Below are 26671 nucleotides of genomic sequence, written 5' to 3'. Positions count from 1 at the left end.
TTTTATCCCTTTGTAGCACCTAACGTTAAACCAGCAATAAAGTGACGTTGCATTGCGAAGAATAAAACAACAGGAGGCAGCGCAGCGATAATAGAACCCGCTGAAATTAATTGCCAAGATGCCATCCACTGACCCTTCAATGCACTGATACCAGCCGTGATAGGTCGCACATCATCACTTTGTACCAAGACTAATGCCCAAAAATAATCATTCCAGATAAAGGTGAAAATCAATACTGATAAGGCGGCTAAAGCAGGTCTAACCAAAGGTAATACGATATGACGGAATATTTGCCATTCACTCACACCCTCTACACGCGCCGCTTCGATCAACTCATCTGGTAAGCCAATAATGAAGTTACGCATAAACAAAGTACAAAACCCTGTTTGGAAGGCAATATGAAAGAGAATCAAACCACTAGCGGTATCATACAACCCCATATCGATAGTGAGGTTTCGCACTGGAATCATTAAAATCTGAAAAGGTACAAAGTTGCCGGCAATAAATGCCGCAAACAACCCTATACGACCCCTAAATTTAAATTTCGCTAGTGCGTATCCAGCAAGTGTCGATAGCGCAACCGCGCCGATAACCGCAGGCACGGTAATAATTAACGAGTTTAACAAGTAACGCAGCATCGGCGTTTTAGTAAACACTTCCGTATAGTTCTGTATGAACATCCACTGAGTAGGTATGCCCCAGTAATTACCCGCATTTAAATCCGCCGTAGATCGTGCAGAGGTCAGTAACACGGCAATCAAAGGCAACAACCACAAAATCAAAGCAATCCAGATGGCCACTCGATAACTGATGTTAAAAGGTAAAGACTTTTTTTCTATAGGTGTAGGAAACATTAGGCTTTCTCACTCTTCAGCATACGCCATAGGAAATAGGCAATATAAATATCCATAATCAAGAACAGGATAGTGGCAATAGCTGCACCGTAACCCGCACGATAATTGAAGATAGATTGTTCATACATGAAGTAAGCCAGCACGCTAGAGCTACCAAATGGTCCACCAGCTGTCATAGTGGCAACCAAATCGAAACTTCGAAGAGCCCCTATTACGGTGACTACGATGGCAATAAAAGTAGCTGGTTTTAACTGAGGAAGAATCACATGACGTAGCATTTTCCAGCCATGCGCTCCGTCTAATCGAGCGGCTTCAATTTGGTCAGGACTAAGGTTATTTAAGCCTGTGAGATACAAAATCATGCAGTAGGCGATTTGTGGCCATAAGCCAGCAACGATAATGCCGAACGTGACCCAGTTCTCATCAGATAAGACAGCGATTGGTTGAAAACCAAATAGCTCAATTGCTTTGTTAAACAAACCAAAACTTGGATCGTAAAACCAAGAAAATACAAGACCAACAACGACTTGAGATATTACAAAAGGGAAAAAGAACATCGCTTTAACAAAACGAATCCCCATCACTTTCTGATTCAAAAATAACGCCAGCATCAAGCCAATAGGCGGCGCTAGCATAAAAAATATTAACCAATAAATGTTATTAACTAATGCTGTCCAAAATTGCCCATCACTGAACAATTCAATGTAATTACCAAAACCTACAAAGGTTTTTGCGCCAAGTCCGTCCCACTCAAAGAAACTTAACCAGATACTTTGAGCAATAGGGAAGATAACGTAGACCGAAAACAAAATGACTGCCGGGGCAAGAAACAAAAACGGCATCCATTGTTGCTGTTTGCTATGCATTTTCTGCATGGCTAACCCACCTCTTATTCTTATTAAAATACGGGTTGTCATACTTGACAGACAACTCACCTGATAAAATAATGGAATAGAGTCTTAGTTTTTGCAACAGATATTGAAAAAAATGTGGAACTTAGTACCAAAAACACATATAACCATAATACAAAATTATTTTTGGAGAAAAAAATGACAAAGTTGGAGCAAAAAAGCGGAGGCTCCTCATTGGATAAAGCCTTAAGTTTGCTCCAAGAAGTATGCAAAGCAAGCACTCCATTACGCTTTGCAGAAATTGTTGAAAAGGCACAACTTCCAAAAGCAACCGTTCACCGCATTCTATTATCTCTGGTTTCAAAAGGTTTACTACGTTTTGATAGCAGCACCCAATCATACCACCCAGGATATGGCTTATTAGAGCTTGCTCATAATGCTTGGTCACGTATGGATGTCAGAGATGTAGCGGCTGATCAAATAAGATATCTATGGAATAATACGGGAGAAACTGTTCATCTTGCTGTTCTAGATCGTGGCGATGTGATCTATATTGATAAACTTGAAAGCCAGAAAAGTTTACGCTTGTTTTCAGCGGTTGGCAGGAAGGGTCCAGGTTATTGTACCGGCCTTGGAAAAGCGATAATGGCCTTTTTAACAGAAGAGCAGCTTGAAGAAGCCATCAATGAGCAATCATTTATCCGTCACACACCAACCACCATAACAAACGCAGAAGCATTGAGAGCAGAGCTACTAACAATCCGAGAAACTAAAATCTCTTTAGATTTAGAAGAACACGAAGAAGGCATCCAGTGTGCGGCTTCTGTTATTTTTAATCACTTAAATGAACCCATCGCAGCACTCAGCATAACAGCTCCGAAGTTTCGAGTTGATGAGGCGCGTTTTCAACACTTTCAAAGCTTAGTTAAAGAAGCTTGCTTGGAAGTCTCCACACGAATGGGGGCCATCGCCTCCGATAAGCATTAGGAATAAGTTCATGGCAACAATAAAATTAAAAAACGTCATCAAGCGCTTCAATGAGGTTGAAACAATACATGGCGTTAACCTAGATTTGGAGGACGGCGAGTTTGTTGTTTTCGTTGGTCCATCTGGCTGTGGTAAATCAACATTGCTACGTTTGATTGCAGGTTTAGAAGACATTACAGACGGCACCCTAGAAATTAATGGCCAGAACATGAATGATGTGGCGCCTGCGGATCGCGGCGTTGCCATGGTATTCCAGTCGTATGCTCTTTACCCGCACATGACAGTTGAAGAGAATATGAGTTTTGGCTTACGAATGACGGGCGTTGATCCAGAAAAAATCAAAAAACAAGTTGCTAATGCTGCCAGCATCCTTCAGTTAGAGAGTTTGTTAGACCGCAAACCAAAACAACTCTCAGGTGGACAGCGCCAACGTGTGGCCATTGGTCGTGCTATTGTCCGTCAACCGGAAGTCTTCCTATTTGATGAACCATTATCGAATCTAGATGCAGAACTTCGTGTGGATATGCGGATTCAGATCGCTCAGCTTCATAATCGCTTGAAATCCTCAATGGTGTATGTAACTCATGACCAAGTTGAAGCGATGACACTAGCAGACAAAATCGTCGTGCTTCGTGCCGGTAACGTTGAGCAAGTTGGATCACCGTTGGAGCTTTACCATAATCCTGCGAATGAGTTTGTTGCTGGTTTCATCGGTTCTCCCAGAATGAACTTTTTAGACGCCAAGGTTCTTGAAATTGACGAGAAAAGTCTTGCCACGATTGATGTAGCAGGACAAACAATACAATTGACAGTCGACACATCAAAAGTAAGCGTTAATGTAAGCGTTACTCTTGGCCTTCGCCCAGAGCACGTAAAAGAAACAACAGAAGATGTCGACTTCTCTCTTGATGTGAAAGTAGACGTAGCCGAGCATCTAGGTGGCACTACCTTCTTATATGGCCATTACAAAGGACACAAACTCACCATAGAAGCGAGTGGTCAAAATCTGACTAAAAATGGTGAACTCGTAACGGTTGGCGTCAACAAAAAAGACTGCTACTTATTTAACAGCAAAGGGGAAGCATTAGTTAACCGCCCTGTTCCTGTCCGTGAATAAGACATTACAATTTTGTAATAGTGAAACAAAAATGCCCTTAATTAATTAAGGGCATTTTTGTTTAAATCGCCTTATTAGATACACTACACAGCAACAAAGCTTGATCAGAGTTCGTTCAGAAAGCCTTGTAAATAACGGTAGCCACGTTCCGCAACAATTGGGTTATACATGCTGCCATGTTCTGGATTATTGGCACTAGGCAACATAAAAGAATGCATTGTATTGCCAAAATCAATGAACTGAAAATCTATCCCTAATCCTGCCCAGTACTGCTTTGCAGCCAAGGCATTCTCATCAGTGACAGAACGGTCATCATAGCCATTTAACACCATGATTTTTAAATCACGATTAACTTGATTTTCTGCCGCTCGATTAAAACTCATCAAACCATGAAAACTCACCGCACCCACAGTATTTTTAAAATGTAGACCGGCCTCTAATGCCAAACGCCCACCTAAACAAAAGCCGATATGAACGACCGTTTTATCACTGATATTGGCCGTTGACTGCTCGGTTAAAGAACGCTGCAAACCATGAAGCGATTCTGCATTTTCAAGTAATACACCCATTAGGGATAACTTCTCTTCCACACTCTCCAATATACGATCTGAACCATACAAATCGACGGCGGTAGCTGAATAACCAAACGAGGCAACTTTGTCAGCTATGGATTTTTCAAACTCTGACAACCCCGAAAAAGTTGGCCAAATGACCACATGGATAGGCTTACTATCAGCGACAGATGAGTCCACTTGGTAATGCTTACGGTTCACATTGTCGATAAAAAGAGATTGAAAATTGTCGCTCATTACTATGTCTCCTAACCTTAAAATACCGCCGCGATGGGCGGCGGTGTGAATTCTGTGACCTGAGTGTATCTAGCCAAGCAATTCAAAATCAACGCTGTGAGACCGACTTTTGACAATGTCGCCTTTTTTGCTTATTTAGCCAGAATATAACCCCTTTCTTTTGCTTAAGAGCACACTCTAATAATTAGCACATTCTACCAATTAGCACATTGCGATCACTTGCATTAAGAGATTAGTCATCTAACTTTTGATTACTGCTGGAGTCAATCATAACGGCCAGCCATTTCATACGAGGATTCGCTTCTAACGCCAGCTTTACAATAATAGTAAGTGGAATAGAAAGCAGCATGCCTACCGGCCCAAAAACCCAACCCCACAATAACAAAGAGAGGAAAACAACTAAGGTAGAAAGCCCCAGCCCTTTACCCATATAGCGAGGCTCGATCACATTGCCGACAAACAAATTGACTACCACAAAACCCAACGCGGTTAGTCCGGCAGAAAGCGGCCCTAGCTGTACAAATGCCAACAAGACCGCCGGTACTGCCGCAATAATAGAACCAATGTTGGGTACGAAATTCAGTAGAAACGCACACACACCCCATAAAATCGGAAAGTCTACGCCCAGAATCCATAACCAGAGCGTGATCACCACACCCGTTAGCAAACTCACAGAAGTTTTAATAACCAGATAACGATTCACCGAATTAATAAAAGATCGAAAATGCTCTAAAGACTGAGTGGCATCAGTCAAAGCAAGAGACAGTTTTTTAGGCAATTCAACCGCCTCAAACAAAATGAACACAACGGTCATGATAACCAACACAAAATTAGTCAACGCACTGCCCAAACCACTTAACGCCTTAGCCACCAATTGCATTAGCGATGAAGGATCTATATACCCCTTTATTTTGTCATAAGAAATATGAATACCAACATCCTTTAAACGGGCAAAAAGATGCGACATTTCTTCACCAAAACGCGCTTTATAGGTTGGCAGCTGATTCGATAAATTGTCCAAAGACGAGCCAACTAATACCGCTACAACAGCAACACCAACTAAAACAACCGCTACCACAAGTAAAATAGAGAGCCATGTTGGTATTTTTCTACGACGTAAGCTGGCCATTAAAGGGGCACAAACAATGGCGATAAACACCGCTAACATAAAAGGTACCACAATCTGTGTTGCTGCCTTCAATCCAGCGATGATGATCACAAAAGCGGCCAGACCAACTAACCAGTGTATTCCTCTACGCTGTTCGCTCATTTCAACTCCTAATTTATTCTATTGGATAGATACTTTGGGCGTAGTCTGACAAATCTTGCAGCATGATTTGTTTTGACTGAGGCAAGTCTGGTGTTTGTGCAATAGCGTTTAAACGCTCAAAGTAACTCTGCATTTCAATCGAACCTCCACCTTCTTTGTCCAGCAATTTAAAGGTGCGGTATTCTTCCCATTCCTCACGCTGCGGCTCAGTTAACTGCTCGGGATAGTTCCGCGCAATATACCGCGTCAACATTTCCGGCAAACGACGATCATCAAATGACATTTCGAGTTCGCTTAACGCCTCTGGCGGCGTACTTCGAATAGTGTCCATTCGAACTTTGTCTTCGCGCGAGAAGAAACCGCCCGAATACAACATCAAATCTGGGTCTTTAGGAATGCTGCGTTCTTCTTGCACAAACACCTTGCTGATTTTTTCAGCCAAGCCTGGGAAAGACTTTAACAAGGCAAGATTCTTACGGCAGGCATCGCCATCCAATTCAAGACGCGCCACGACTTTTTCGTCTTTCAAAAAGGTCGCTGGTGCCACCGCTGGCGCCTTATTGTAGTGAATTACTTTTAATGGCAAGCGTGGAAGGTCGCCCAATTCATCTTGACGAGTAAAAACCCGATGTCGAATTTCCTCGACACTAAGATCAATCAAAGGTTGCGCATCGCTCATTAAATCAAACACAATCACACCATTTTTATTGGTTGGATGCGGTGCGATCGGAGCCACAAATGCGCTGTATTTTTTCACCTGACCAAACATGCCAGAAACATGCAAAAACGGTTTCATCCGAACCGGATCAATAAACTGTTGCAACTCGTGTTTCTGACGCATCTTCAAGTAATAATCAAACAATTTAGGGTGTGTTGTTTTGATTAGCTTAGCCACTTCAATGGTGCCGTAGACATCAGATAGGGCATCGTGCGCTTGTTCATGGGCAATGTTATTGGCTTTGGTCAGCGCTTCGAGTTTCATCGAGACCTGGCCGTCGTCACCCGTTGGCCACTCAATGCCCTCTGGACGCATAGCATAGGTCATACGCACTAAATCAATAATGTCCCAGCGCGAGCAATTATTTTGCCATTCACGGGCATACGGATCGATAAAGTTACGATAAAAACCGTGGCGTACCACTTCATCATCAAAACGAATGCTGTTGTAGCCCAACGAACAGGTGCCGGGTAATGACAATTCAGTTTCAATCGCCGTCATAAACTCCGCTTCGCAAAGCCCTTCTCGATTGGCTTCTTGCGGACTAATACCCGTTAGCAAGCACGCCTCTGGCTGCGGTAAAACATCGTCTGGAAGGCGGCAATAAAACATCATAGGTTCGCCGATCACATTAAATTCAAGATCGGTGCGAATACCCGCAAACTGCATTGGCCTATCTCGTGCGGGGTCTGTTCCAGTGGTTTCAAAATCAAACCATAAAAATGAAGTGGGTCCCGATGAGTTCACAAATAATTCCTGTTAGCCATGAAAGAAACCCGTATTATACGCATCTTAATGACGATTTGGCGATGCGAGGAGCCGAACAATGGCAAACCTAATACCCTGCCCCTGCGGCACTGAAAAGAACTACCAAAACTGCTGCGCTGTCTACCATCAAAACCCTGGTTCAGCTCCAACGGCTGAGGCCCTAATGCGCTCACGTTTTAGCGCGTTTGCACGCAACGACATAGACTATATTCAACGTACTCAGCAGCTCGAAAACGACACCAGTGAAGATGACACACAAGCGATAAAAGAAGAAAACAGCACAACGTTATGGACGCAATTAGACATTTTGGAAACCGAACAAGGCCAAGCAGAGGACGACACCGGCAGTGTCACCTTTCGCGCCCGCTTTACAGAAGGCAAACACCAAGGGGAGTTGAGCGAAAAGTCACTCTTTAACAAAATAAATGGCCAATGGTTTTATGTGTCCGGTCGCCATGAAGTGAGCTCAAGCCCACAAAAAATCGCCCCTGCAGAAAGCTATAAAGTCGGCCGTAATGACCCTTGCTCTTGCGGCTCAGGTAAGAAGTTTAAAAAGTGCTGCGGATAAGTGTCAGGTAAGAACAATTCGAAAAGCAGGCAAACCCTATGAGAGTTTGCCCGCTCTTTTGTTGGCAACAACAAAGATTGACCTGCAAAAAGGCTATTTATTTAACGACATTATTGACTAAAAACCGCTATTTGGTGAACACCACCAGATGATCGAGTTCAATATTGATGCCAATTTCTTGGCCAATCGCGTGATTATGATGAGAAGACGCAAAGCAATACACCACCAGACCTGACGACAATTTCACCCGATACAAGAAGTGCGAGCCGCGAAACCACTTACTCATCACCAAGCCTTTAAACTCACTGGCATCGTCGTGGATCACATCGTCTGGACGTACTAACAAGTCCACTTCAGTACCAATGGCGAGCTCATCGCTCAATACCCCACGAATGCGCCCCAGATCCGACTCTAAACAATGGTAATCGCACACCACCGCAGACAGAAAATCCCCTTGGCCGACGAATCGTGCCGTAAAGCGACTTTCAGGTCGATGATAGATCTGATATGGCGTTCCATATTGATGAATTTCCCCCGCTTCCATCACCGCGATAACGTCCGCCATGGCAAACGCTTCCATTTGATCATGGGTAACCAAGATGGCGCTCATGCCTTCATGCTTTAGAATCTGGCGAACGTCTGGCACCAACTCTTCGCGCAACTTGGCATCCAAACCCGAAAACGGCTCATCCATCAATAATAACTTAGGCTTGGGCGCCATCGCTCTGGCCAACGCCACCCTTTGCTGCTGACCACCGGACAATGAATGTGGGTAGCGCATTTCATAGCCCACCAAACCAATCAATTCCAGCAACTCATCCACTCGAGCTTTGGTCGCACTTTTAGTCATGCCCTTAAGACCGAATGCAATATTCTCCATTATGGTAAGGTGCGGAAAAAGCGCAATATCTTGAAACACCATGCCAATCTGACGTTGCTCTGGAGGCAGCCAATAGTCAACGCTGGAAATCACCTCGCCATTCAATGAAATAGAACCCGATAAAACTGACTCAAAACCCGCAATGGCACGTAACAAAGTCGATTTACCACAACCACTTGGGCCCAATAGACAGCCAATTTGGCCAGCGGTTAAATCAAACGACACATTATGCACTACCGCTTGCCCGTGATACCCGACAGACAATCCGCTAACCGTTAACTCTTGCAGTACCTGACTTGATGAAAAAGAACTCATGACGTTTCCTGAATCGACCCTGTGGCTAACCGGGTTTTATAAAAATAACGCCACCAAACGCGGCCTAATGATGTTTTGATATTGAACGATTAAGCAGTACGACTGGGATCAATCCCACTAAGACGATCATTATCGATGCCGGAGCCGCGTCGACTAAACGCTCATCCGAGGCCAATTCAAACGCTCGTACCGCCAAGGTATTAAAATTAAATGGCCGCAGAATTAACGTCGCAGGCAGCTCTTTTAACACATCGACGAAAACAATCAGCAAGGCCGTCAGTACAGACCCTTTAAGCAATGGAAAATGCACGCGTTTTAACACCTGCAGAGGCGTCAAACCTAAAGATCTCGCCGCCATGTCCATGCTGGGTTTAATCTTACCGAGACCACTTTGTACCGCCCCTAAAGACACCGCCATAAAGCGCACCGCATAGGCAAACAATAACGCAACTATGGTGCCAGAGAACAGCAAACCAATGTTATCGCCGGTGACCTCTTTTACCACCTCGATCAACCTATGATCCAGCCAAGCCAACGGCACAATTACACCAATCGCAATGATGGTGCCAGGCAACGCATAACCAACGCCAGCACTGGCAACTGCGCTGGAAACACTCCGACTAGGATGCAAACGCAATGCGTAAGACAACACCAAAGCCAATGCAACGACAATTAAAGCGGCCAAAAAGGCCAAGTAAAAAGAGTGCCACGCCAGTAGAAGAAAATCCCATGTCAAAGGCTCAGCCTCAAATAGGGACCAATACAACAAGACTCCCGCAGGCAATAAGAAGCCAAATAGCACCGGCAAGCAGCAAAATCCACACGCAACCACACCGCGCCAACCCGACAACACCAGCTCCCTCTGACTCGCTTTGCGTAATCCCGACGCGTGATAGCGTAATTTACGTCGAGAATATCGTTCGGTGAAAATCAGCACACAGACGAACAATAGCAAGACGCCCGCTAATTGTGACGCCCCCGCAAGATCACCAAAACCGTAAAAGGTGCGCATGATGCCCGTCGTAAAAGTAGCCACACCGAAATATTGCACCGTACCGTAATCGGCAAGCACTTCCATCATCGCCAGTGTTAAGCCCGCGATAATCGCTGGACGTGCCAATGGCAAAGCCAAGCGAAAAAACGCCGAGAGATTTGAATAGCCCAGCGTTCGACTCACTTCTAATGTATTCGCCGACTGCTCTAGAAAGGCCGCTCGGCTCATCAAATACACGTAAGGATAAAGCACCAGACTGAGCATGATCACCGCCCCACCTAAGGAGCGAATTTCAAAAAACCAGTACTCACCGTAACCCAGCCCACTCAAGGCCCGAATGGTCTCTTGAACAGGGCCAGCAAAATCCAGTAAACCGGTATAGGTGTACGCAATGATGTAAGCTGGCATAGCCAACGGCAACAGCAGCGCCCAGCTCAAAAAAGACGAGCCGGGAAAGCGACAGACACTGGTTAGCCACGCAACAGGCACCCCGATCAACAGCACACCAACAGCAACACCGACCATTAAGAGCAACGAATTACTCACATAATCCGCTAACACAGTGCGCCATAAATGGGCCCATACGCCGTCACTGCCCGCAAACACATTGGCCACGACCACCAACACAGGCAAAGCAAGAACCACAGCAATCGCCATGGTCAGCCACTTTAACCAAGCAAAAGGAGCCTGTGTCTGCGCTATTTTTTGCTTAGACATTTTCATTCGTCCACATCGAGTGCCAACAAAACAAAGCCCAAAAAGACAAGGTTTTAGACAAGAATCCTACTTCCAACCTGCTTCATCCATCAATTCAACCGCAAAGCGATTATTATCACCCAAGACACTCAATGACAATGAATCGGCTTTGAAAGTGCCAAAATTTTGCAATACTTTAGGTGGCTCAATGCCTTTCACCACAGGGTATTCATTGTTCACTTCTGCGTACCATTCTTGCGCTTCATGACTCGTTAAAAAACGAATCAACTTCACTGCGTTTTCTTTATGTTCAGCGGACGCCGTCACCCCAGCACCACTTACATTAACATGGGCGCCACGCTGCCCTTGCGCTTGGTTAGGCCAGAAAATGGCCAACGAATTAAACACCGCTTGATCCTTCGCTTTGTCGCTATTGCCCATACGCCCAAAATAATAGGTATTAGCTAAGGTAACGTCACACACACCCGCCGCAACGGCTTTAAGTAAGTCGGTGTCGCCACCAAACGGTGGTCGAGCGAAGTTCGCAACAAAACCTTTTAGCCATTTTGACGTCGCTTCTTTACCATCGGCATCAATCATCGACGCTACCAGCGACTGATTATAAATATTACTTGATGAACGTACACAAATACGACCCTTCCACTTTGCATCGGCCAACCCTTCATAGGTTGAAAACTCACTGGCATCGACTTTTTTCGGATTGTAAAAAATCACTCGCGCGCGCTGCGACAGACCAAACCAGTAGTCGTCGCTGTCTTTCAAGTTAGCAGGAATAGTACTTTCCAATTCAGCGTCTTGAATCGGCTGTAAGACACCCGCTTTCTTCGCTCGGTATAAGCGACCGGCGTCCACCGTAATAAACACATCTGCTGGACTTGCTGAGCCTTCAACTTGCAAGCGACGTAGTAGCGCATCCGCTGAGCCAGTCACCAAATTCACGTTAATGCCTGTGTCTGTGGTAAAACGATCGAGCATAGGCTTGATTAAAGCTTCTTTTCGAGCCGAGTAGACATTCACTTCTTCTGCAGCAGAAGCGGCCATTGACGCGCCTAAAATCGACGCGGCCAACACCACATGAGAGGCGCGCGCTGGCGATGAGAAAGATGAAAGTGCAGACCATTGAAACGTCATAATTGACTCTCTTATTTGTTCGCAATAATAAAATATAATTGGCATCGTCCATTGATATTGAATCGAAAACCAATCACCAGTAATTCACAATCAAGACAAGATAACCCTTAGGCGAGAGGACTATCTTGTCTTGATTCTGTTGCCGTCGCTGTTTTTTTCTTCGCGCGTATTTTTATACTCTGAAAAGGCGATACGTATTGCCCTATCACGCTAGCTTGGTCGAGAGCAGACAAGGTACCATAGCGCAATGTTTGCTGGTCACTGCCGAATTGAAAGCATCGAAACCATCGATCCCAGATGGACAACACCACCCCAAAATTACAGTCATAATGTTCCACAGCAACCGAATGATGCAATTGATGCTGAGCCGGTGAAATTAGCCAACGCTCTATGGTTTTGCCATAACTTATCGGTACTGGAGAGTGCCTCAAATTCGCACCACATACATTAAAGACATAAGTAACGACAAACACGCCGCCTATCATCAACAATGAGACTTGGCCTGGAAATACGCTAACGAACAATGCAACTAACGCGCCCTGAACCAGTAAAGAACGGCCATAAAACAGCAAACCTTCAACAGGATGCGTTCTTAATACGGTAAAGGGGGTTAACACCTCGGCACTATGATGCACACGATGAAAAGCCCACAACCATGACCAACGATGCATTAACCAGTGCAAACCAAACCGTGAAAAATCATCCAGTAAAAAATAACACAAGGAAAAGAGCCCCACGACACTCCAATCTGGCAGAGCGACAGGCAACGGCGATAAGCCTAGCTCACGTAATTGATACATCAACCACGTTACTATCCCAAGGGTGGTAATCACCTTGGGAAACACCAACGACAATATCAGCCGGTTGCATAACCAAAGACCATAATCAACCCGTGCGGATGGGTGCCACCAGAGACGCCAAGAAAACAGCATTTTCAAGCGTCCGATGCCCTTTTTTCCATAGCGAAACAGAAAGAGAGTAAACGCAAAAAAGAGCGCCGATACTAAATACCAGATCGACACTCTTTTACTAGGGTTTAGCAAATCACTCGCTGCCAAAGACAGCTCGTTGATTAACCAAACCCCATAATCGGCCATTATCATGATGATAAAACGTCGCTAGCCATAAAACGGATTAATCGTTTTCTGCGCTAGGGCCGGATTTTAGTTGCTCTAACACATCGTCCATGCCGCCCGTGCGATCATTTAATTTCGCCGTTAATGCAAAATGACTGCCTAATAGATTCTGTACTTTCAGCATATTCAGTTTGTATTCTTGCATGGTCATTGATTCAGACTGAGTAAACGCCCCCTTGCTGTTTACCGCGATCACTTGAGCGTTGCCAAACAACACTGGGCTAAAACCAATCAAACGATCCAATTGTGATTGAGCACGACCTAGATCACGACCTGCTGCTTCAAGAGACAAGGCAAAACCTTTCAGTTCACCCCAATGTTTTACATAGCTACGGTAAGCTTTTTTCACATCACCGTTAGACTCTTCAATGATGGCGATTTTTTCCAAATCCGCGTACACACTGCCCGCGTATTTAAACGCCGCTTCAGCAATCACTTGTTGCCAAGCCACACCAATCACGTTCGCGTAACCTTTTAGTTCTTCACGTTGTGCGGCACTAAGCGCTTTGCCTTTGGCGTCTTGAATCAAGCTGCGACCATCGTAGAAGGCTTGCAAAATCGTATGGAAATAATTTGTCTTACCGCTGGCGTCAATACTCGCAGCGTAATATGCGTGCGCAAAGGCCATTTCTGTTTTCAGATCAACCACACCGTCTTTATTTACATCCGCTTTTGCGAAGTATTCAGGGTTCAATTTTACAATTTGAACCACTTCTTTTGGCGTCAATTCCAAGCCATTTATTGGCGCACCAAAGTAACCAAACGCTTCATCCCAAACGTGTTCTTTGCCGGTATAAGCCGCGCCCTTGCTATAAGGCTTATCGTTTGGCTTAACATCCGCTTCGAGTTTTTCGTCAAGGTAGCCGTTCACTGCCTTGTTATAAAACACCGCACCCATAGTGAATTTAGAAATCAACTGTGTGTAATCATAACCATTAACAGGGTCGTAACCGCCCTTTGTGTTGGCGGCGTTCGTAACCATCTGTTGTAACACTTCTGGACCCGTTAAATTACCCGGCCAACCAGTAATAACGCCAGGATAAGCACCTGACATTAGATCTTTGCCTTTTGATAGCTCATCAATACTTGACTGCTTGATTGGGAAGCCTTTTTTACTGACAGGATCTAAAATACTCAAGCCTTCTGCTTTGCTGGAAAAATACGACTCCATCAGAGCTAAATCACCGCTTGTAGAGGCCTTCTTAAGGGAGTTGTGCAATGCATGACGAGCAATTTGACCGCCATAAGAAACCGATGAAGTCGCATCGCCTTTATAATCTGGCAAAGAAACTGGAAACTCATAAGTCTGTGCATGAGCCGACAGTGCGCTCGCTCCAATAAGAACCGTAAGTATTGTTTTTTTCATAAAAGCTACCTAGTTACATTCAAAAAAGATCAGAACAAAAATGGGTAATGATAAGACTCAAATAAAATTTGAATGAGATTTGTTATCATTACTGTTCTTTTACAGTTTAACTGACCCTAGCAATTCTCATAAGTTCCAAGAAATATTCAAAAATAACCAAATACACTTTTAATCAGTAAAAAACAGCCCGAATTTACTCATTAAAAAGGCCGTTTAAGTGAATACTTAAACGGCCTTAGAGAATGCCTTAGATTAATAAAACTTACCGCCTAAGGCACTGAATGCCCTTGAGAAGCCGTCCAAATTCTGAACCAATCATCATCGCTCAATACTAATTTAGTCGCGCTAACAACACGCTCAAGTCGCTCAATTTTTCCCGACCCCATCACTGGACAAATCCCTGATGGGTGGCGCAACAACCAAGCAACAACAACCTTATCTATAGAAACTTCGCGTCTCGTTGCAATCTCTTGCAACACACACCGCACTCTTAGTATTTTTTCATTTCCCTCTACCCCTTGGTGATCAGAAGCTGAGAACAAAGCCCCTCCTGCCAACGGCGACCACGCCATTGGCGTCACTGCATGTTGCTGAGCGTGGTCTAAGGTGCCGTCTTCAAAATGCTGTAGTGCAATAGGCGACAGCTCTAGTTGATTAACCACTAAAGGCGCATCCAAGCGAGACTGTAAAAGATCAAACTGAGAAGCGGTGAAGTTAGAAACACCGAAATGCTTTACTTTACCCAGTGTAAATAAGTGATCAAGCGTTTGCGCCACCTCATCAGCATCCATCAAAGGGCTGGGGCGATGCAACAACAAGGTATCTATGTATTCACATTGCAAAGCCGCTAACGAAGCATCCACGCTGTCAATAATATGTTGGCTACGGTAATCGTAGCGATGAAAACCAATATCAGGTCGATTAGCAGAAGGCAGAAGAATACCGCATTTAGTGATGATCTCCATGTTATCGCGTAATGCAGGCTTTAGCGCTAAAGCCTCACCAAATAACCCTTCACACAGATAATCGCCATAAATATCGGCGTGATCAAACGTGGTCACGCCTAACGCCAAACTTGCTTCAATAAAAGCCAATCGCTCGGCCGGTGACATATTCCATTCAGCACAACGCCAAAAGCCTTGTGCGATTCGAGATCCTTCAAACCCCAAAGGGTGATATTGATGGCGCATAACGGAACGTCCTTTCGTGTTTTAAATACAAATATGCATTCTAAGCCATCTCACTTTCATCGCAAACTCTCAGCGTTTATTTCCATTTTTCAATGGTGAATATCCCTTCTTCTGGAAAGAAAAACTCGTCGCAGTTAGCACCACCACCGATTCGATCCACCACCAAAAAATCAGACGTTTCCTGTAACGCTAATAATGGATGATGCCAAGTACCTTGACGGTAATTAACGCCTTGCTTGGAATGAACATAAAACAAGCGAAGTTTCGCAAGATCTGGTTGATCATTGTCACCATTAGGAGCAACAACAACCAAATACGGCAGATCTTGCAGTGGAACAAAAGCTTGCGACCCTTTCGGGTGCCTTTCCAGCATATTAATAGGCATTGGGAAACGCCTAGCTTGCCCTCGGAAGACGCTTATACCAGCACGAGCGTTATCCGTTGATTGAGCACTGTCACCTCCTTCAAAAGCCACCTCAGCTAGATTATGAAAACGCTGAGTCGTCCCGCCATTGATCAAAAACGAATGAGCCGCCTCATTCGCCTCGATCACATCTCCAAAAGGCGCAAAAGCCTCTACCGTTAATGTTTCTGGAATAAGTATCATAACAACGCCTTAAAGAACGGGTTTACCGATTGCTCGAATACGACTGATACCACCATCAGGGAAGATATTTACCCGTAGATGTGTAATCGGACCTACACTCGCCAACGCTTCTTTAAATGAATGTTCTTGATCGGCACCTAATTTAGATTTTGGTAACAGCTCTTGCCAATATAAGCTTTGAGCCGCCAGTGTACTTTCTGGTAAATTTTGAACATCCGCGACCTGGATAGAGCACGCATCAGCGAAGTTGCCTTTAAAGAAAGCGGTATCAATGATTATTTCTTCAATGTCACCACGATGACCCAATGCTAAAATAACCCAATCATTACCTGGTTCACGACGGCGACGAGTTTCCCAGCCATCGCCCATATTAAGACCTTTACCTGGTAAGTTTAAGTTGTGTTTAGTGCCGAAATGCTCATCATTAGCACTGATCGCACGACCACCCACTTCCATCGCTAACAAATCCAACGATTGTGATGCTAACCCGTCCCACTCTACTTCAGGCTGACCATAAACACGCAAGCGAGCGACGCCGCCGTCAGGGTAAATATTTAACCGAATATGGGTATATACCTCGTTACTTTCTATATCGACAAGCTTTTGGGTATTGCCTTCAAGTGCAACTGTTTCTGTAAGCGGTGTCCATACTGTCGTTTCCGTTGGCGCGCCATCACTAAAACACGCGTCTAACATTGCCGCCGGTGCAAAATTACCCGTAAAGTGGCGCGTATCAATTTCCACTTTATTAATGCGTCCAGATACAGCTAATTGAACAATACAGTAATCATAACCTTGTTCACGTTTACGTCTGGTTTCCCAGCCGTCCATCCATTTACCATTATCGTCGTATTTTCCAGGGATAAAGACAGGATCACTGTCTTGTAGCATTCTTTCTTTTGGCGCAAAAAAATCGTCGTTGGCAAACAGTGCTTTTGCACCTAAACGCTCTGAGGCTAGATTTACACCATACCAAACGGTGGTAGATTGAGACATGAATACTCCTTATATAGCGGCACAGAACAGAGAAACATTCCAAGCATAATTGTGATTTAATGAATACATAGATAATACATTTGTTTCAAAATAAGAAAAGGTAAAACTTTTGAATCTTTTATTTAAGTAACCAATCGAGAACTAACTTTGCACGCCCCCTTCCCTGTCGCCGCGTTTTCCTTCATTATTTGTCAACTCGCGAATTAATATGACACTAATGATGCAAGATCAATCGATAGAACAACGAATTAAGCTTATTTACGACCAACTTTCGCCTACTCAGCAAAAGCTGGCTGCCTGTATCCTAAACCATCAGGGGGACATTGCGACCTACTCTGCTACTGAGCTTGCTAAGCTTGCTGATGTTTCTAAATCCGCCGTAACGCGTTTATTACAACGCCTAGGGTACAAGGATTTTACCGAAGTAAAAAAACAGGTACGCGCCGCTCGTCGCTGGGGAGCCCCTATTGCCGAGAAACAACCGGATAATCGTCCGCTGTCGACACTCTTTCAAGATTACGTTACCTGTGATCAGAGCAATATTCGTCGCACCTTAGAGTCGATCAATACAAAAGATTATCAAACGGCTATTCGCTGGATTAGCCTTGCAGAAAAAGTCTACATTATTGGCTATCGAAATAATCACGCCCTTGGTTTACACCTGCGTCAACAGCTCACTCAATGTCGAACTGGAGTGCAACTATTGCCACTACCAGGCCAAACACTGGGCGAAGAAGTGGCCGGTTTCACCAAAGAAGACATCGTGATTATTATGGGAGTGCGACGTCGTCCTTCTTGGCTAAAAAACCTCATGATAAGCTTACGCCAAAAAGGCATTAGGCTGGTTTACATTACTGACCATGCAGATGTTAATCCTCACGAAATTAGCGACTTACATTTCCCTTGTGTCGTCCGTGGCGTTTCTGCCTTTGACTCCTATGCCAGCGTGATGAACCTAATCAGCATGATCGCCAGCAGTGTTTATCAAGAAAGCTATGACAGCGCGAATGAGCGCATCCAAACAATCGAAGCCACCTATCAAACACTCAACGAGTTAGATATGGCGGCGCTAAACAATGGCGCCTTAATCGATAATTTTAGCGAAAACGAATAAGCAAACGGTGAATCACTCACCGTCATAATACGAATATATATAAGAAACCTAACGGACTTTATGATGAACTCAATAACACTTGGCCCTCTTTCCCACGCCAATGGCGAAATCCAAATACCCGGATCTAAAAGCCTTTCAAACCGTATTTTACTACTGTCCACGCTAGCCAAGGGCACCACTAAAATTACAAATTTGCTAGACAGTGACGACATCAAACACATGCTCGCTAGTTTAACAAAGTTAGGGGTTAACTACTCTCTAGAAGACCAAGGCACTACCTGTATATTGGAAGGCCTTGCAGGCCCAATCCAAGCTGACTTTGGCGATTTATTCTTAGGCAATGCAGGCACCGCCATGCGACCACTGACTGCAGCGCTTTGCTTAGGTCAAGGTGAATTCCACCTTCACGGTGAGCCACGCATGCACGAGCGCCCAATCGGTGATCTAGTCGATGCGTTGCAAGCACTTGGTGTAGACATTAGCTACGAAGGCGATACAAACTACCCACCACTTTGCATTAAAGCCAATGGTTTATCCGGTGGCGAAGTCTCTATCAAAGGGAATATTTCTAGCCAATTCCTAACCGCCATTCTAATGAGCGCCCCTCTGGCTCAAGGCGACTTAACCATCAAAGTAGACGGTGAATTAGTCTCTAAGCCTTATATCGATATTACACTGCACGCGATGAAGCAATTCGGAGTGGAGGTAGAAAATCAAAATTACCAAGCCTTTGTTGTCAAAGGCCAGCAGACGTACCAAAGCCCTGGTGAAATCATGGTGGAAGGCGATGCGTCTTCAGCATCTTACTTCTTAGCGGCAGCAGCCATTGCTGGGGGTAAAATTAAGGTGCACGGTGTCGGTACAGACAGCGTACAAGGGGATGTGAAATTTGCCGATGTGTTAGCTCAAATGGGCGCCAAAATCACTTACGGCCCTACTTGGATAGAAGCTGAGCACTGTGAATTAAATGGCGTAGACTTGGATATGAATCACATCCCTGATGCGGCCATGACCATTGCGACAACCGCACTATTTGCTAAAGGCCCTACCACGATCCGCAATATTTATAACTGGCGCGTCAAAGAAACAGATCGCTTATACGCCATGGCGACCGAGCTTAAAAAACTGGGAGCTGATGTTATTGAAGGGGAAGATTTTATTACCGTTACCCCAGTAGCCAAGCTAAACCATGCTGCGATCGACACCTACAATGATCACCGCATTGCCATGTGTTTCTCACTGGTTGCTTTTTCAGACACCCCAGTCACCATCAATGATCCGGGTTGTACCTCAAAAACCTTCCCGACCTACTTTGAGTTATTCAACACGGTTACTAGCTAAAACGTCATTTGAAATAGAAGACACCGCCTCCCATCTTGTAAGGTGAGACGGTGTCATATTCATGTACGTAACATCCCTCACGCCTTCGGCACTGTAGATAATGCCACTGCCCTTTTTTACGGTCTGATATTATCAATAAAAAAGCCCCAGTTTTATACAACCGAGGCTCAGTTCAACATCAATCTATTGGCTTGATTTAACTTAAGGCAGCTGACTTTTCAATACCGCTATGTGATTTTGCAAATCGTCAATTTTATCCAGTAATTCAAGACTAAGAGCAACACCCGATAAGTTTAGCTCTAACTCATCCATCAATCTTTGCGCACGCTGCAATCTGACCACTGCTTGCGTATTAAAATGCCAAATAGTAGGAGATGGACGCTCGATGGGCTCCACAATTCCGTATTCAATCATTTCAATAATGATGTCAGTATGTGAACCACATCGCTCACAGACTTCCTCTAAAGTGAATAGCCTATGCTCGCTTAGAGTAGACTCGATAACCACTATCTCTGACTTAGACATAATCTACCCCTCGAAAACATGGCGTGGGTTAAAATCAGCTTCACATTCAGATAACTTCTGATAAAGCGCTTCTGCCTCACTACTGTGTGAAGTTGGCAAGCTAACTTGTAGTGTAACAATTTGATCGCCTGCTTTTTCACCTGTTTTGCCAACCAAGCCTTTGCCTTTAATGCGCAGCTTGTTACCACTGTTGGCGCCTTTAGGCACTTTCAATTTCACCTTGCCACTGATAGTAGGTGCTTCTACTGACGTACCCAGCGCGGCTTCCCAACAACTAATAGGCAAAGTAAGTAAAATATTTTTTCCATCTACAGCAAAATAAGGGTGCGGAGCAAATTCAATCTCAAGCAGTAAATCACCTGCTTTACCTTCACCAACACCCGCTTCGCCCTGTCCGGCCAAACGAATATGCTGGCCCTGCATCACGCCTGCAGGAATTTTAACATTGAGTACTTTATCACGCTGTCTTATAAAACCATTTTCATCTGGTTCAGAAACCCGTAAAGATAATTGTCGCTGGCAACCTTCATAGGCTTCTTCTAAAAACAGGGCGATTTTATGGTGTATATCGCGCCCGCGATGATTGGCCGAATGGTGGCTTTGAGAACGATGAGCTGAACCACCGGCCTGATGAAAACCACCACCTTGAGCGCCAAAAATTGAATCGAAGAAATCACTAAAGTCGCCACTCCCTCCTGGACCAAACCCGCCATTATCAGCGTGAGCATTCTGCCAATTTGGCGGTGGTCTAAATCCACCATCTGCCTGACGTGTCCCTTGCTGACGCAACATATCGTATTCAGCTCGTTTTTCGGCGTCTTTTAATACGGTATAAGCTTCACCAACTTCTTTAAAATGCTGTTCAGCATCTTTTTCTTTGCTGACATCGGGATGATATTTTCGAGCGAGTTTTCGATAGCTCGATTTTATCGTCGAGACATCAGCTTGCTCAGGCACACCCAAAATTTTGTAATAGTCTTTAAACTCCATAATGTCTCTCTTTCATAAAAAGAACCCCTGTTACGGCTTTAAGGAAGGTATAAATAAATTACTACTATTAGCATACTCTTTTGCTCGGCTTGCGCTGTCTAATATTCACACAAGATTGATCTAGATCGTCCTTACAGGAAACATAATGCGAATTGTATGACATGGATCGCCTCTGCTTTGGCATTAAAAAAGCCCCAGTTTTTTCAAACTGAGGCAATACTCTCAACAACAATCGAATAATGTATTTAAATCTGACTCAATTAAGCTATTTTAAGAAACATAGCTTAAAACTATAAAATCAACTTTCTTTGGGTGGCTTAGGTGCTTGTTTTCCGTAATTCTCTAACTTCTTAATTTGATCTGGGGTCAATAATGCATACAACTCAGCACGGCTTTTCGCGTATTGAATGGTTAATTGCTTAGTAAGGTCGGCGCTTTTCTCAGCTAATTTATCCACTTGCTTCATGTACGTTTTATCTTTTGGAGATAGCGCATTCAACGCATGACGATTTTCACCTAGCTGCATTTGCATAGTGCGGATTTTTTCGCCATCTACTTTAAACAATGAAGAGACCTTCTTTTCAGTCACCGCATTCAAATCTAATTTTTTGGCCATATCGGCGGCCATGCTATCCGCAATTTGTTGACTCGTTGCTGCGGTGGTATGAGCTTTTGGCAATGATGATTGGGTGTCTGCAAGTGCATTGGTGGCCACTCCCGACAGAATAACGGCACTTAACCCAACAACACTTAGTATTCCTGCTTTTTTGCGATTCAGCATAATAATTCTTTAAGCCCCTTCTCAACTGATTTATTAGATTTCATTATGGCGATAAATTCGCCAAACAATACCAAAGAGAGAGGAATAAGATGCCAAACTTGTCATCAAAACGTAAAAGAAAAGTCGTCATTACAATGTAATTTAGTAAAGTCCGAAGCAACGCTCAAGAGTGTCATACAAAAATACATATCTATCCATGTAGTGAAGGGGGTGCGTTTTTTTGATCAAATGTTTTTGAATAAATACTGCAAAAGCGTATGCATAAAGTCATGGATGGCCAGTACATGGTTCATCATTTCACGATCAATTTGAACTAATTGAGCAATGTCAGATTTCGGTATCCGGCCAAGCTCTTGAGCCAGTTGATTCAACAAGTCCATCTCATCTGCAATACTCAGATAGCTAGGTTGAGAGCGAAAGTTAAATTCATTGTCAGTGCCATGGTAGTACCAATCTGCAAACTTCGTTGTTTTAACATCCAAATTTAGCGCAGATAAATCCCCTTTTGAAACAGCCAAAACCACTTCTGTTTGCCATTTAGTCAACTCAAGAACAGCAGAGGACATATGAGCAAAGCCCATCGATTGATAACCGGACTCCATAAGCATAGCGATATTACTCGCGGTGTTTTGAAAAGAGGCCGCCAACGCTGAGCTAGAATCACTGACCTTTTGAGATGAACAATGAAGCAATTCAATTTGCCCACAGACTAAGGTTGTTCTTTCGTCAATACGCTGGACTAAAGCTGAAATATTTTCACTAGATTCCCTAGTCTTATTTGCCAACGACCTAACCTCATCAGCGACGACCGCAAAACCACGTCCATGCTCCCCTGCTCGAGCTGCTTCAATAGCGGCGTTCAACGCAAGTAAATTAGTTTGTGCAGAAATACTTTGTATCGTATCAATAAAACCTTTTATGTCAGCGGCAATGCCTTTAAGCTCGTTCATATCTTGCAAACTAAGACTTGTTTGTAAGGCGATGTCAGACATATCTTTTGTTAATGTAACAATCCCTTGTTTGTTTTTCTCAATATCGCCATTCGTCCCTTCAGACGCACTCATCGGATCAAACAAACGTTCTGAAATTTTATTAATGGTGTCTAATACAGGGCCTAAAACAGCTTGCTTCGCATCAAGAAATTGTTCTGAATAACTATTGGTTGGTGGTAAATTTTGTTGTTCAAGCGCCTGCACTACACTTTTTTCTCTTAGCGAAAACACCTCTTCTTCTAGCAAGCGTTTTTCTTTTTTAACGGCCATTAATTCATTTTCTAGCAACTTAATTCGTTTCGTTCCAAACAGCATAATCATCCTTAGTGTTGAATACTCGCCAGAGCGCATACAAAAGCTAGCCGCCAGCGACTCATCATTTAAGCTGGCGGCGACTCTCAAAATTCGACTCTTTAATCCATGTCTGCTTCAAACAAATCTCGTTTCATATAAAATTTCACCCACACTGCAGCAATCAAACAAATCACACTCAGCATGCCACCAGCAATACTGTAGACCGTTTGCGTCATTTCAGGAGAGGGTGAGTTGTTCAGCGCTACATACACCATGGCTGCAATACCGAGAATCTGAGGCAACGGATAAAACGGTGTCTTGTATGGGCGTTGATGCTTTGGCATGCGCATACGCAATACAATGACATCCACATGAGCAATGATATAAGCCAATAAGTAGCTAGTCGTCGCGGCAATGACCAAGACAATCAGTGAATCAATACCAAGCGCTATAAAAGGAATAGATGACAACACGGCCATCATCACTATTCCAACCCAAGGCGTGTTGAAACGGTTCGTTGCTTTTAACACTGGAAAGGCTTGTTTATCTTTAGCCATGCCATGCAACATACGCGGTAAAGCCGCTAAAATAGTATTGATGGTACTGCATGTTGCCGCCAGTCCCATAATAGTCGCAATGAACAAACCCGCTTTGCCAAACACCGCGTTCGAGTAATCTAAATACGGAATGGGTGATCCCAATAAAGTTTCCGTATTGAGATATAAACTCGCACCATATACAAACAAGGCAAATATTCCAAAGATGGCAAATAACGACAACTGCATGGCTTTGGGGATATTTTTCACTGGGTCTTTTACCTCATTAATCATTGGGCAAATATATTCAGCGCCAACAAATAACCACATTGCCAGAGCAATAAGCCCGATAAAACTACCATCGACAACGCCATCAAATCCCCAGCTAACATGGGTGCCTGAAACAACAGCATGAGGCTGATCTATCCCGGTAATGGCCACTAGCCCGAGAATAATTAGCGCACTTACAAGAATGAATGCCAGCACATTCTGTACCTTGGCAAATACATCCGCTCCGACCAAATTTGTAATAGTCAGCACAACAAGAATTGCTAAAGGGATGACTTTTTCTGGGAACACGCCGGGCAATAGCTCACCTACCATGGCATCGACCAAAAACATTTCTACCGGTATTGCTAAGCAAGCCACAACAACATAACCGGCAAACACAGCAACAATCGCTGGAAAATGACCAATTGCCTTTTGGGTATAAGTGGCCAATGTCCCTTCTTGAGGAAACATCAACGACAATTCCGCAAAACTCATGGCATTACACTGAGAAATCAACAGTGCTGCCATCATGGCGAATAGAAAGGTGGTTCCACCCATCCCTACCCCTTGTAAACCAGAGATCATCGCTCCCTGTACAATAACCAAGCCGATACAGATCGACATCATGGTCAATAACCCAATCTTTTTCGAGCTTGAGTTTAGTAAGGCATTACTGCTCGCCATTTTTGCGTTTTGTGTCACGGTAAGGTCACTCATAATAATGTTCCTTTTCAATGAATAGAAATTAGCTATTTCAGAACCGATCAAATCGGTAAGGGCTTGGGTCAATAAGAGGAGCAGCATTGGATACAAGGTCCGCGGCCAATTGTCCGGCAGCAGGTCCAGTACCAAAACCATGTCCTGAAAAACCCGTTGCGAGCGTCAGTCCTGGTATTGCTTTTACATGATCGATAACAGGATTTGAGTCAGGAGTGATGTCAATCAGACCTGCCCAAGCTTCCGCCAACTCCGCATTATTGAAAATGGGCCAAGCATCACGAAGGTTCGTCATCGCTTCATGATTGAGCGCGGGGTTTACTGCAGGGTTCATGGTACGAATACGCTCAAATGGGCTAACACTGTCCGCTTTCCAGCGGCGTTTCAGCGCCAAATCTTTAAAGAAATAACGCCCCATTGATACACGTAAAAAACGTCGTTGAGCACGCAACTGCTCTAAGTAACGCCATCCCACAGTGAAATGGTCTAGCGTAATAGGCGCATCTAATGCCCCACGCTGAGTGACGATAAAGCCACCATCTTGATGTTTTCTAAAAGAGAAATCCGGTGCACCCACGGCAATATCCGTTGGACCTTCCATCGGCTTGGTACGCATAACAGAGCAAATTACTGGCAGAGTCGGTAACGAGATACCATGATTCCCTAAAAAGCGTCGCGACCACGCACCACTCGCTAGCAATACTTGTTCACAGCGAATTTCCCCTTTTTCTGTGACCACACCACTCACCTTGCCTCCAGAAGTCGACAACATACGAACGGCGCAGTGCTGAATGATAATGGCGCCCTTTTCAATCGCCGCTTTGGCCATCATAGGAACAGCATCAGAAGGCTCGGCTCGACCATCAGAGCCGGTATAAATGCCACCTACCCAATTCCCTTTTCCACCTGGAACGCGTTGATCAACTTGTGCAGAACTTAGTAAAGTAGAATCAAGGTCAAACGACTTCACCGAGTTTAGCCACGCTTCATGAGTTGCCATTTGTTCATCGTCTTTGGCAAGAAACATGATTCCTGCTTGTTGGTAACCCAATGAATGACCCACACGCTCTGGCATTTCGGACCACAAGCGATCTGCGGCCATCGCCAATGGAATATCTGCCGCATGCCGGCTGGTTTTACGCACCCAACCTAAATTTCGCGAAGACTGTTCACCCGCCACATGGCCTTTTTCAATCAATACAACTGGAATATTGCGCTCGGCTAACGTCAGTGCCGCGGACACCCCCACAATACCGCCGCCAATAATCACCACCGTCGTCGCTGCAGGGAGTTCATCTGTCGTATTGAATCTATCGAGTGTTTTTGTCATACCCTTGCCCTATCCATTACTTAATACCCAAAGCCATTCAGCCCAATCATGACGGAATGCCGCTTAAGACAGCTGTCTCTTTTCAAGCTCCGCTGTGGCGGCACCACGATACGCAGTCACCTCCAATTCAACCTTATATTCGCTGGAACCTAATGGTGGCGATGTTACCGTCGTAGCAGGGTCAATGCCTTTAAACTTAGTGCCGATAAAGTTCATCACGGCCATGGTGTCCGCAGGATTCTGAATAAAGACTCGAGACATCACAACATCGCCTAAACAGGCCTCTACCGACGCTAACGCCGCTTCAATGTTGTCGAACACTTGTTGAGTTTGTTGCAGTAAATCGTCTGGAATTTCTTTGCTGACAGGATTGCGGCCCGCTGTATTGGAGACATAAATCCAATTATCAACGGCTACAAGTCGGGAATAGCTCGCGGACTCTTCGAATTTAGAGCCCGTTTTTAGTTTTATAATTTTCGCCATGGGGTTACCTAATAAGTTAAATAA

24 protein-coding genes and 1 pseudogene are annotated in these 26671 nt (G+C 44.4%); 5 read left to right on the top strand and 20 right to left on the bottom strand.

What is annotated here, in order from left to right; translation table 11 throughout:
• Positions 1–2: 2 nt before the first annotated feature.
• Positions 3–854: a carbohydrate ABC transporter permease gene (locus E0D70_RS05135; RefSeq protein ID WP_133011204.1), complete on the bottom strand. Its 852-nt coding sequence runs from the start codon at positions 852–854 to the stop codon at positions 3–5.
• Complete coding sequence (locus E0D70_RS05130) at positions 854–1729, bottom strand: carbohydrate ABC transporter permease (RefSeq protein ID WP_133011203.1); 876 nt, start codon at positions 1727–1729, stop codon at positions 854–856. The genes E0D70_RS05135 and E0D70_RS05130 overlap by 1 nt, the downstream gene beginning before the upstream one ends.
• Positions 1730–1903: 174 nt before the next feature.
• Between E0D70_RS05130 and E0D70_RS05125 the strand changes: the two genes are divergently transcribed.
• Together E0D70_RS05125 and E0D70_RS05120 are read left to right on the top strand one after the other, a co-directional pair.
• Positions 1904–2692, top strand: a complete 789-nt coding sequence (locus tag E0D70_RS05125) for an IclR family transcriptional regulator (protein ID WP_133011202.1) — start codon at positions 1904–1906, stop codon at positions 2690–2692.
• Positions 2693–2702: 10 nt separating this feature from the next.
• The gene (locus E0D70_RS05120; protein WP_133011201.1) at positions 2703–3809 is read left to right on the top strand and encodes an ABC transporter ATP-binding protein; all 1107 of its coding nucleotides are present in this window, start codon (positions 2703–2705) and stop codon (positions 3807–3809) included.
• 104 nt (positions 3810–3913) lie between these two features.
• On the opposite strand, the gene E0D70_RS05115 is transcribed toward E0D70_RS05120, so the two are convergent.
• The 3 genes from E0D70_RS05115 to sbcB form a co-directional block, all read right to left on the bottom strand.
• Entirely contained in the window at positions 3914–4618 is a 705-nt protein-coding gene (locus E0D70_RS05115) for a dienelactone hydrolase family protein (protein WP_133011200.1), read from the bottom strand.
• Between the two features lie 232 nt (positions 4619–4850).
• Positions 4851–5888, bottom strand: a complete 1038-nt coding sequence (locus E0D70_RS05110; RefSeq protein ID WP_133011199.1) for an AI-2E family transporter — start codon at positions 5886–5888, stop codon at positions 4851–4853.
• A gap of 13 nt (positions 5889–5901) precedes the next feature.
• Positions 5902–7353 carry an exodeoxyribonuclease I gene (gene sbcB, locus E0D70_RS05105; RefSeq protein ID WP_133011198.1) on the bottom strand — a complete coding sequence of 484 codons (1452 nt, stop codon included), beginning with the start codon at positions 7351–7353 and terminating at the stop codon, positions 5902–5904.
• Positions 7354–7432: 79 nt separating this feature from the next.
• On the opposite strand from sbcB, the gene E0D70_RS05100 reads away from it, so the two are divergent.
• Complete coding sequence (locus tag E0D70_RS05100; protein ID WP_133011197.1) at positions 7433–7942, top strand: YchJ family protein; 510 nt, start codon at positions 7433–7435, stop codon at positions 7940–7942.
• A 127-nt stretch (positions 7943–8069) separates the two neighbouring features.
• Here the strand turns inward: E0D70_RS05100 and E0D70_RS05095 are convergent, their stop codons facing one another.
• The 8 genes from E0D70_RS05095 to alc form a co-directional block, all read right to left on the bottom strand.
• Positions 8070–9137, bottom strand: coding sequence for an ABC transporter ATP-binding protein (locus E0D70_RS05095; RefSeq protein WP_133011196.1), 1068 nt, complete (start codon positions 9135–9137; stop codon positions 8070–8072).
• A 64-nt stretch (positions 9138–9201) separates the two neighbouring features.
• On the bottom strand, positions 9202–10848 hold the full coding sequence (locus tag E0D70_RS05090; RefSeq protein ID WP_133011195.1) for an ABC transporter permease: 1647 nt from the start codon (positions 10846–10848) through the stop codon (positions 9202–9204).
• A gap of 66 nt (positions 10849–10914) precedes the next feature.
• A complete protein-coding gene (locus E0D70_RS05085) occupies positions 10915–11979 on the bottom strand; it encodes a Fe(3+) ABC transporter substrate-binding protein (RefSeq protein ID WP_133011194.1) in 1065 nt (354 codons plus the stop codon).
• A 107-nt stretch (positions 11980–12086) separates the two neighbouring features.
• Positions 12087–13082, bottom strand: a complete 996-nt coding sequence (locus E0D70_RS05080) for a sterol desaturase family protein (RefSeq protein ID WP_133011193.1) — start codon at positions 13080–13082, stop codon at positions 12087–12089.
• A 31-nt stretch (positions 13083–13113) separates the two neighbouring features.
• Entirely contained in the window at positions 13114–14481 is a 1368-nt protein-coding gene (locus E0D70_RS05075; RefSeq protein ID WP_133011192.1) for a DUF4856 domain-containing protein, read from the bottom strand.
• A 269-nt stretch (positions 14482–14750) separates the two neighbouring features.
• Positions 14751–15671: an aldo/keto reductase gene (locus E0D70_RS05070; RefSeq protein WP_133011191.1), complete on the bottom strand. Its 921-nt coding sequence runs from the start codon at positions 15669–15671 to the stop codon at positions 14751–14753.
• Positions 15672–15747: 76 nt separating this feature from the next.
• Positions 15748–16278: an ureidoglycolate lyase gene (locus tag E0D70_RS05065; RefSeq protein ID WP_133011190.1), complete on the bottom strand. Its 531-nt coding sequence runs from the start codon at positions 16276–16278 to the stop codon at positions 15748–15750.
• A gap of 9 nt (positions 16279–16287) precedes the next feature.
• Positions 16288–17274: an allantoicase gene (gene alc / locus E0D70_RS05060; RefSeq protein WP_133011189.1), complete on the bottom strand. Its 987-nt coding sequence runs from the start codon at positions 17272–17274 to the stop codon at positions 16288–16290.
• 208 nt (positions 17275–17482) lie between these two features.
• Between alc and E0D70_RS05055 the strand changes: the two genes are divergently transcribed.
• Together E0D70_RS05055 and aroA are read left to right on the top strand one after the other, a co-directional pair.
• Positions 17483–18388: a MurR/RpiR family transcriptional regulator gene (locus E0D70_RS05055; RefSeq protein WP_133011188.1), complete on the top strand. Its 906-nt coding sequence runs from the start codon at positions 17483–17485 to the stop codon at positions 18386–18388.
• Between the two features lie 63 nt (positions 18389–18451).
• The gene (gene aroA / locus E0D70_RS05050) at positions 18452–19729 is read left to right on the top strand and encodes a 3-phosphoshikimate 1-carboxyvinyltransferase (protein WP_133011235.1); all 1278 of its coding nucleotides are present in this window, start codon (positions 18452–18454) and stop codon (positions 19727–19729) included.
• A gap of 201 nt (positions 19730–19930) precedes the next feature.
• Here the strand turns inward: aroA and E0D70_RS05045 are convergent, their stop codons facing one another.
• The 7 genes and pseudogenes from E0D70_RS05045 to E0D70_RS05015 all read right to left on the bottom strand — a co-directional run bounded on the left by E0D70_RS05045 (position 19931) and on the right by E0D70_RS05015 (position 26647).
• Complete coding sequence (locus E0D70_RS05045; protein WP_133011187.1) at positions 19931–20254, bottom strand: chaperone modulator CbpM; 324 nt, start codon at positions 20252–20254, stop codon at positions 19931–19933.
• 3 nt (positions 20255–20257) lie between these two features.
• Positions 20258–21244 carry a DnaJ C-terminal domain-containing protein gene (locus tag E0D70_RS05040; RefSeq protein ID WP_133011186.1) on the bottom strand — a complete coding sequence of 329 codons (987 nt, stop codon included), beginning with the start codon at positions 21242–21244 and terminating at the stop codon, positions 20258–20260.
• A 298-nt stretch (positions 21245–21542) separates the two neighbouring features.
• The gene (locus E0D70_RS05035) at positions 21543–22025 is read right to left on the bottom strand and encodes a Spy/CpxP family protein refolding chaperone (RefSeq protein ID WP_133011185.1); all 483 of its coding nucleotides are present in this window, start codon (positions 22023–22025) and stop codon (positions 21543–21545) included.
• Positions 22026–22249: 224 nt separating this feature from the next.
• Positions 22250–22924: pseudogene (locus tag E0D70_RS17760) on the bottom strand (methyl-accepting chemotaxis protein); the annotation flags it as partial.
• Between the two features lie 506 nt (positions 22925–23430).
• Positions 23431–24834, bottom strand: coding sequence for an APC family permease (locus tag E0D70_RS05025; protein ID WP_133011183.1), 1404 nt, complete (start codon positions 24832–24834; stop codon positions 23431–23433).
• A 37-nt stretch (positions 24835–24871) separates the two neighbouring features.
• A complete protein-coding gene (locus tag E0D70_RS05020) occupies positions 24872–26164 on the bottom strand; it encodes an NAD(P)/FAD-dependent oxidoreductase (protein ID WP_133011182.1) in 1293 nt (430 codons plus the stop codon).
• Between the two features lie 63 nt (positions 26165–26227).
• Positions 26228–26647, bottom strand: coding sequence for a RidA family protein (locus tag E0D70_RS05015; protein WP_133011181.1), 420 nt, complete (start codon positions 26645–26647; stop codon positions 26228–26230).
• Between the last annotated feature and the right edge of the window lie 24 nt (positions 26648–26671).

This window comes from Marinomonas flavescens (assembly GCF_004352835.1).
Lineage (GTDB): Bacteria > Pseudomonadota > Gammaproteobacteria > Pseudomonadales > Marinomonadaceae > Marinomonas > Marinomonas flavescens.
Note: the sequence above shows the minus strand (reverse complement) of the source record. Positions and strands in the feature narration are given on the sequence as shown.